We start from the raw sequence: 6,597 nt of genomic DNA, 5'->3' as shown, positions 1-6,597 counted from the left end.
CTTTATCTGGAACAAAGTTTCAATCACAACTTAACTCAGGAGGACATCAGTTCTAATACCATGAAAAATCAATCAAAACAAGACCGGATTATTATTTTTGATACGACCTTACGGGATGGGGAACAGTCGCCTGGGGCTGCCTTAAATGTGGATGAAAAGCTGACGATCGCACGCCAGTTAGCGAGATTGGGTGTGGATGTAATTGAAGCAGGTTTTCCCTATGCTAGTCCGGGAGATTTTGAGGCCGTACAAAAAATCGCTCAGACGGTTGGGGTAGAAGGTGGCCCGACGATTTGCGGTTTGGCCAGAGCTAGTAAAAATGATATTGAAGCAGCGGCTAAGGCTCTAGAACCAGCAGCTAATCGTCGGATTCATACCTTTTTAGCAACGTCTGATATTCACTTGGAATATAAGTTGAAGAAGACGAGAGCAGAGGTTTTGGCAATTGTACCAGAGATGGTGGCTCATGCTAAATCTTTTGTAGAAGATGTGGAATTTTCCCCAGAAGATGCGGGTCGTTCCGATCCAGAGTTCTTATATCAAGTGCTGGAAAGAGCGATCGCGGCTGGGGCGACAACTGTTAATATCCCTGATACGGTTGGCTACACTACTCCCGCTGAATTTGGGGCTTTAATTCGCGGCATCAAAGAAAACGTTCCTAACATCGACCAAGCGATTATTTCCGTTCACGGTCACAACGATCTAGGCTTGGCAGTTGCTAACTTCTTGGAAGCGGTGAAAAATGGGGCCCGGCAGTTAGAATGCACGATTAATGGTATTGGCGAACGGGCGGGAAATGCAGCTTTAGAAGAGTTAGTAATGGCGTTGCACGTCCGTCGCCAATATTTTAATCCTTTCTTGGGACGACCAGTAGATTCTGAGGAATCCCTGACGAATATTGACACCCGCCAAATTTATAAGACTTCGCGTTTGGTTTCGACTTTAACGGGGATGTTGGTGCAGCCAAATAAGGCAATTGTAGGGGCGAATGCTTTTGCCCACGAGTCGGGAATTCATCAAGACGGGGTTTTGAAGAATAAGCTGACTTATGAAATTATGGATGCTACCTCAATCGGTTTGACTGATAATCAAATCGTTCTGGGTAAACTTTCTGGTCGCCATGCTTTCCAAAGTCGGTTAAAAGAATTGGGTTTTGAACTGTCAGATGATGAGTTGAATAAGGCATTTGTCAAATTTAAAGATTTGGCAGACAAGAAGAAAGAAATTACTGATTGGGATTTGGAGGCGATCGCGAACGACGAAATCCACCAACCGCCAGAGCTTTTCCGGGTAGAATTGGTACAGGTTTCCTGTGGCGATCGCGCCAGGCCAACGGCGACGGTGACGCTAAGGACACCAACAGGCGAGGAATTGACGGATGCTGCGATCGGCACAGGCCCAGTGGATGCCGTGTACAGGGCAATTAACCGCGTGGTAAACGTACCGAATGAGTTAATTGAGTTTTCTGTGCAGTCGGTGACGGCGGGAATTGATGCGATCGGAGAAGTTACAATTCGGTTGCGACATGAAGGTAAAGTATTTTCCGGTCATGCTGCTAATACTGATATTATTGTCGCCTCAGCACAAGCTTATGTCAGTGCGTTGAATCGTCTTTATGCTTCATTAAATCCAGGGTTTGAGACTTCCAACCAGAATCTCATGCGGCTAATGGATGATATCGGTGAAAAGGCACAAGTTAGAGAGATGACTCCGTAAATCTTACAGCCGATTCTGATGAAAAATAAGATGCGTTTTGTTTTCGATCCGAATAGGCTTAATAACTTGTAAGGTGGGCGATCGGCTTTCTCAAAAATTAAAAGTTAAAAATTAAAAATTAAAAAGGAAATTAATTAAATTTTTAACTTTTAATTTTTAATTGGATTTAGCTATGAGTTACAAACTTGCGGCTTGCGCCCACCCTAGCTTTAATTGGGTCAATTTATAAAAAGCTTACAAGAAGAATTGACCTTTGAAGTGGCGACTCTCTGGGGTGATGTTAATGCTTTAGGTACTCATTAAGATGCAAGATAAAACACTAGAAAAAGAGCGACAATTCCACGATGCTTGGGCATCTACAATAGATGTTGACGGCATTCGAGTCAAAGATTATTTTGAAGCCTGTACAGCCCCCGAAAATCGATTTATTCTCAAACAATTAGGCGATATTACAGGCAAAAAACTCTTAGATTTGGGCTGTGGCGCAGGTGAAAATAGCGTTTATTTCGCTAAAAAAGGTGCGCTATGCGTAGCAACTGACTATTCACCCGGAATGGTAGAAGTTGCTCTGCAATTAGCAGAGAAAAACGGCGTGAAAATTGAAGGTTGCACTGCAAATGCGATGGAATTAGAGTTTCCCGATAATACTTTTGATATTGTCTACGCCTCGAATTTGTTACACCATTTGCCAGAACCTAAAATAGCAATTCGAGAAATGCACCGAGTGCTTAAACCAGGTGGAAAAGCTTGTTTTTGGGAACCGCTGAAGCACAATCCTATAATTAATGTTTATCGGCGGATGGCGACGAAAGTGCGGACTGAAGATGAGACTCCTTTGGATATTAACATTGTTAAATTTGTCAATTCTCTGTATTCAGATGTGGCTTATGATACTTTTTGGCTGGCTACGCTTTGGATTTTTTTACGCTTTTATTTGATAGAAAGAGTGCATCCGAATAAAGAGCGCTATTGGAAGAAAATTATTATCGAACAAGCAAGATTAGAGCCAGAATATCGGCGGTTAGAAAACTTAGATAACCTTTTGAAAAAATTGCCAGGAATGAAGCGATTTGCTTGGAATTTGGCGGTAGTTGCGAGGAAATAAAAATTGCAGATATACACTATAAAGATTTTAAGTTTAATGATAATTGGTAATTGGCAATTGCTAATTGGTAATTGGTAATTGGTAATTGGTAATTGCTCCCCCTCTTTCCCTAGTCCCTAGTCCCTAGCCCCTAGCCCCTTCTTCATAGGAAAGGAAGCGATCGCGCAGAGAGTTGAGCAAGCAAATCAAAAACATAAAAACTCTCAGAATTGAGAGTAAGAAATACAGAGCGATCGCGTAAACTAAAATAGTTATATAACTACAAAACTTGATGGTAAAACTATTAATTAGCAACGACGATGGCATCTTCGCTCAAGGCATTCGTAGTCTTGCCAACACCCTCGCCGCCGCAGGTCACGATGTTAGCGTAGTTTGTCCTGACCGAGAACGTTCCGCCACCGGACACGGCCTCACCCTTCACCAACCAATCCGGGCCGAAATAGTCGATTCCATCTTTGACCCAAAAGTGAAAGCTTGGGCTTGTTCCGGTACACCTGCCGATTGCATTAAACTAGCTTTGTGGGCATTACTTGAAAAACGGCCAGACTTTGTACTTTCCGGCATCAATCACGGCCCCAACTTAGGAACAGACATCCTCTACTCTGGTACAGTTTCCGCTGCAATGGAAGGCATCATCGAAGGCATTCCCAGCATTGCCTTTAGTCTTGCCAGTTACACTTCGCGGGATTTTCAAGCAGGAGTAAACTTTGCTCAAAATTTAGTAGCGAACTTGATTGAAAAGCCAATGGCAGAGCCAATGTTATTGAACGTTAACATCCCTGCCGTCCCGCAGGCAGAAATTGCCGGAGTTGCGATCGCGCGTCAAGGCATCCGCCGTTATTTCGATATATTTCAAAAACGAGTAGATCCGCGAGGCAAAAGTTATTATTGGCTTGCAGGAGAGTTATTAGAAGAAGTTGAAGAAACCACAGACCCACCTCTTCCCCATGATATACCAACTGATGTACAAGCAATTCGCCAAAATTACATCACCCTCACCCCACTACAATACAACCTGACTTATGCCGCAGCGCTACATCACCTGCCAGAGTGGAAATTTGAAAGTTTTGGAAACTGAGAAGCGGCAATTGAGCTGATAGGAGCGGTAGACTAAGAAGTAAGGATATGTGCCTCCTCCGAGCTATGCCGTAGGCGTTAACACAGAGTCGAAATTGGTCGTTGGTCTCGCAAACTACAACTAGAACAGTTATGAACGCTCCCACATATAATACTCATTCCGTCACCTGCCCGATTTGCAATCATTCCAGCGTCATAGGCCCCGTTGGGATGTTTAGCGGTTTGTTCACTTGTCCCCACTGCCATTCGCATTTAGTAATTAGTTGGAGTGGCCATTACGTTCGCGACCCCTTCACTATTAAGCAGCTCAAGGTAGGAAGGATGCTCAGACGGCAGAGTAGGCCCTTCGCGCGTATGCAGCGGGACTTTGGGCTCGCCAAACATTTGCCGCTGTTGGCTATTCTCGGTAGCGTGGTGTTTTTTGGCTTTACGATCGCGGCGGCTGACCCCTCAAACCAGCAACAAAAACCTTTTCAAGACTTATGGGAGTGGGTAAACGGTACTGGGGAATCAAATGCTCCTTCGCCCTAATATTTTACACAGAATTTTTACAAGTAATAAATTGGTTAGTTGTTAGTTGTTAGTTGTTCGTTGTAACCAAAGAAACTTGTGACCAAAGAAACCAGTTTTTTTACAGAATCTGCTGGCTACAACGAAGTATTTTCGTCAAAAAACCCGGTTTCTGGTTCCTCTGCTAACAAAAGTATCCGTCACGCCGCCAACAGGCGCGGTCAAGAAACTGCGCCTGTTGGCGGCGTTACAGCCGTGTGTAATGCTGGTAGTTTTAAATTGGGTAGATAGTGCTTTTAATTACCAGTTAACAGTTAACTGTTAACTATTCGCGTAACTAGAACCCAGTTTCCCGCAGTTTTTACGACCTTTACATTTTCTAAAGCTAACTTTTTTAAGACGGAGCGATGGAGTAGAAAATAAGGTTGAGGAGAAGTTTGCCACTCGCGTTTTAGTTCCTCAACTTTAGCAGGAATAACACGGCGATCGCTATAAAAATCTAGGGAAGGTCGAGGATAGCGGTGAGAGGTTAAAACTTCCTGACCGGCAGTTGTACCTTGGCGAACAATTTCGGCTACTGGCTTAACAGGATAATCCTCTGCTAATTCCCAAACCCAGTTATTAGACATCACCAATAACAGCAGCGAGACGTAAGTTCCCCAAAATAAAATTAAGATAAATTGCCTATCTTGCTGCCGTAAAAGCATAGCTACAATCGCCATAGTCAAGCCGAAAGCTATTAGCACTAGCTGCAAATCTCGCTCAACAGGTGCAAAAGTTTCTCCTAATTTCACCAAACCGCTAAAGTATAGGCAACCCGCCGCTGCAACAGCAGATAGGAGTGCAAAAATGGGCCAGAGAGTGAAGGGGAGAGGGGGGGAGGGGGAGCGGGGGAGCAGGGGAGCAGGGGAGCGGGGGAGCGGGGGAGCGGGGGAGATAGAAGACGGAAATTTACCCTCTGCCCCTCTGCTCTTTTGCCCCTCATCTTCTCCCTCTTTTCCTTCTTCCTTCCTGATATCATTAACTTGCCAAACTTCAGCTAGATAGTGACCGACTACTAAGGCAAAAGCTGGATAGATTGGTAAAACATACCAGGGGAGTTTAGTGCTCATGGCTGAAATTGCTGCCAAATAAATTCCAGTCCAAACTAATACTAATTTTCCCCAAGCAAAATTACGATTTTCTAAAGCTTGCCGCAATCCTAATAACCAAAATAACTGCCAAGGCCAAGCTGACTCTAAAATTTCTAACAAATAATACCAAGGCGGCCCTTTATGATTTCCTACAGGTTCCCAAACTCGCCGCAGAGATTGGTCTAACAAATTAGCACTGAGAAATTGTGGGCCGTAGTGTAGCCATTGGGCAGTATACCAAGCTATTACCGGGAAGATGCCGATCGCGAAACCAGTCCAGAGATACCGAGAAGTGATGAGTCGGGGGGTATCCCATAGCAAGAAGAAAAACGCGATCGCGCCTAACAACAATCCTAACAACACGCCCTTAGTCAGGCAAATCAAACCAAAACTAATGCCAGCGCCTAGAGCGTAGCGTAAATTGCGGCGCGATCGCAACACGCACAACACCATAATCAGCAAAAAACACAATACCGCCCCATCCAACATCGCCAAACGCCCATGACGCACCACTGGTAGCAGCGTCAGGCACACCAAAGCCGAAAAAATCGCACTCAGCCTTTGCTGAAACAACTCCCGCCCAATAGCATAAAGCAAGGGTACAGAACTTGCTGACAGCATCGCTGGTGCCAGCCTAGCCATCCATTCATTCACCCCGCCAACACCAAAGCACAGCGCTATTAGCCAATGTACCAATGGCGGCTTATTCAGATACGGCGTACCCCCTACCGTCGGATACAGCCAATTTAAGTCCCCACGCCACATCTCGCGGGCCACCTGTCCCGCAATACCTTCATCCCAATCTCGCAAAGGCAAACCGCCGAGATTTATTGAGAATATGAGTACAGCCGCCGCCAGCAACCCTACCGCCCAAAACAGATCGATCCAATTGCCACTTACGAGAGTTTTGAACTTGTCAGTACGCCGACGAAAGATTTGACCAGACATAAGTAAAATTAGGGTAGGCGGATGTAGTAGATACTGACATCTTGCACTATTCTTCGCAAAACTGTAAAAACATTAACACTAAGCTGTTAAAATTATTATAAAACCCCC

6 protein-coding genes are annotated in these 6,597 nt (G+C 44.8%); 5 read left to right on the top strand and 1 reads right to left on the bottom strand.

Annotated elements, in window-relative coordinates; all coding sequences use genetic code 11:
* Nucleotides 1–60 precede the first annotated feature (60 nt).
* The 5 genes from OSCI_RS03620 to OSCI_RS03605 all read left to right on the top strand — a co-directional run bounded on the left by OSCI_RS03620 (nt 61) and on the right by OSCI_RS03605 (nt 4,699).
* Nucleotides 61–1,716, top strand: a complete 1,656-nt coding sequence (locus OSCI_RS03620; protein WP_007353498.1) for a 2-isopropylmalate synthase — start codon at nt 61–63, stop codon at nt 1,714–1,716.
* Between the two features lie 304 nt (nt 1,717–2,020).
* Nucleotides 2,021–2,821, top strand: coding sequence for a class I SAM-dependent methyltransferase (locus OSCI_RS03615; RefSeq protein ID WP_007353497.1), 801 nt, complete (start codon nt 2,021–2,023; stop codon nt 2,819–2,821).
* 271 nt (nt 2,822–3,092) lie between these two features.
* On the top strand, nt 3,093–3,899 hold the full coding sequence (gene surE / locus OSCI_RS03610; RefSeq protein WP_007353496.1) for a 5'/3'-nucleotidase SurE: 807 nt from the start codon (nt 3,093–3,095) through the stop codon (nt 3,897–3,899).
* 131 nt (nt 3,900–4,030) lie between these two features.
* Nucleotides 4,031–4,429 carry a hypothetical protein gene (locus tag OSCI_RS29545; RefSeq protein WP_148288927.1) on the top strand — a complete coding sequence of 133 codons (399 nt, stop codon included), beginning with the start codon at nt 4,031–4,033 and terminating at the stop codon, nt 4,427–4,429.
* Nucleotides 4,430–4,507: 78 nt separating this feature from the next.
* Nucleotides 4,508–4,699 carry a hypothetical protein gene (locus OSCI_RS03605; RefSeq protein ID WP_007353494.1) on the top strand — a complete coding sequence of 64 codons (192 nt, stop codon included), beginning with the start codon at nt 4,508–4,510 and terminating at the stop codon, nt 4,697–4,699.
* Nucleotides 4,700–4,722: 23 nt separating this feature from the next.
* On the opposite strand, the gene OSCI_RS03600 is transcribed toward OSCI_RS03605, so the two are convergent.
* Entirely contained in the window at nt 4,723–6,489 is a 1,767-nt protein-coding gene (locus OSCI_RS03600; RefSeq protein WP_007353493.1) for an ArnT family glycosyltransferase, read from the bottom strand.
* Between the last annotated feature and the right edge of the window lie 108 nt (nt 6,490–6,597).

The organism is Kamptonema sp. PCC 6506 (genome assembly GCF_000180455.1).
Classification (GTDB): Bacteria; Cyanobacteriota; Cyanobacteriia; order Cyanobacteriales; family Microcoleaceae; genus Kamptonema; species Kamptonema formosum.
The sequence above is the reverse complement of the archived record's forward strand: the minus strand, read 5'-3'. Positions and strand labels throughout refer to the sequence as shown.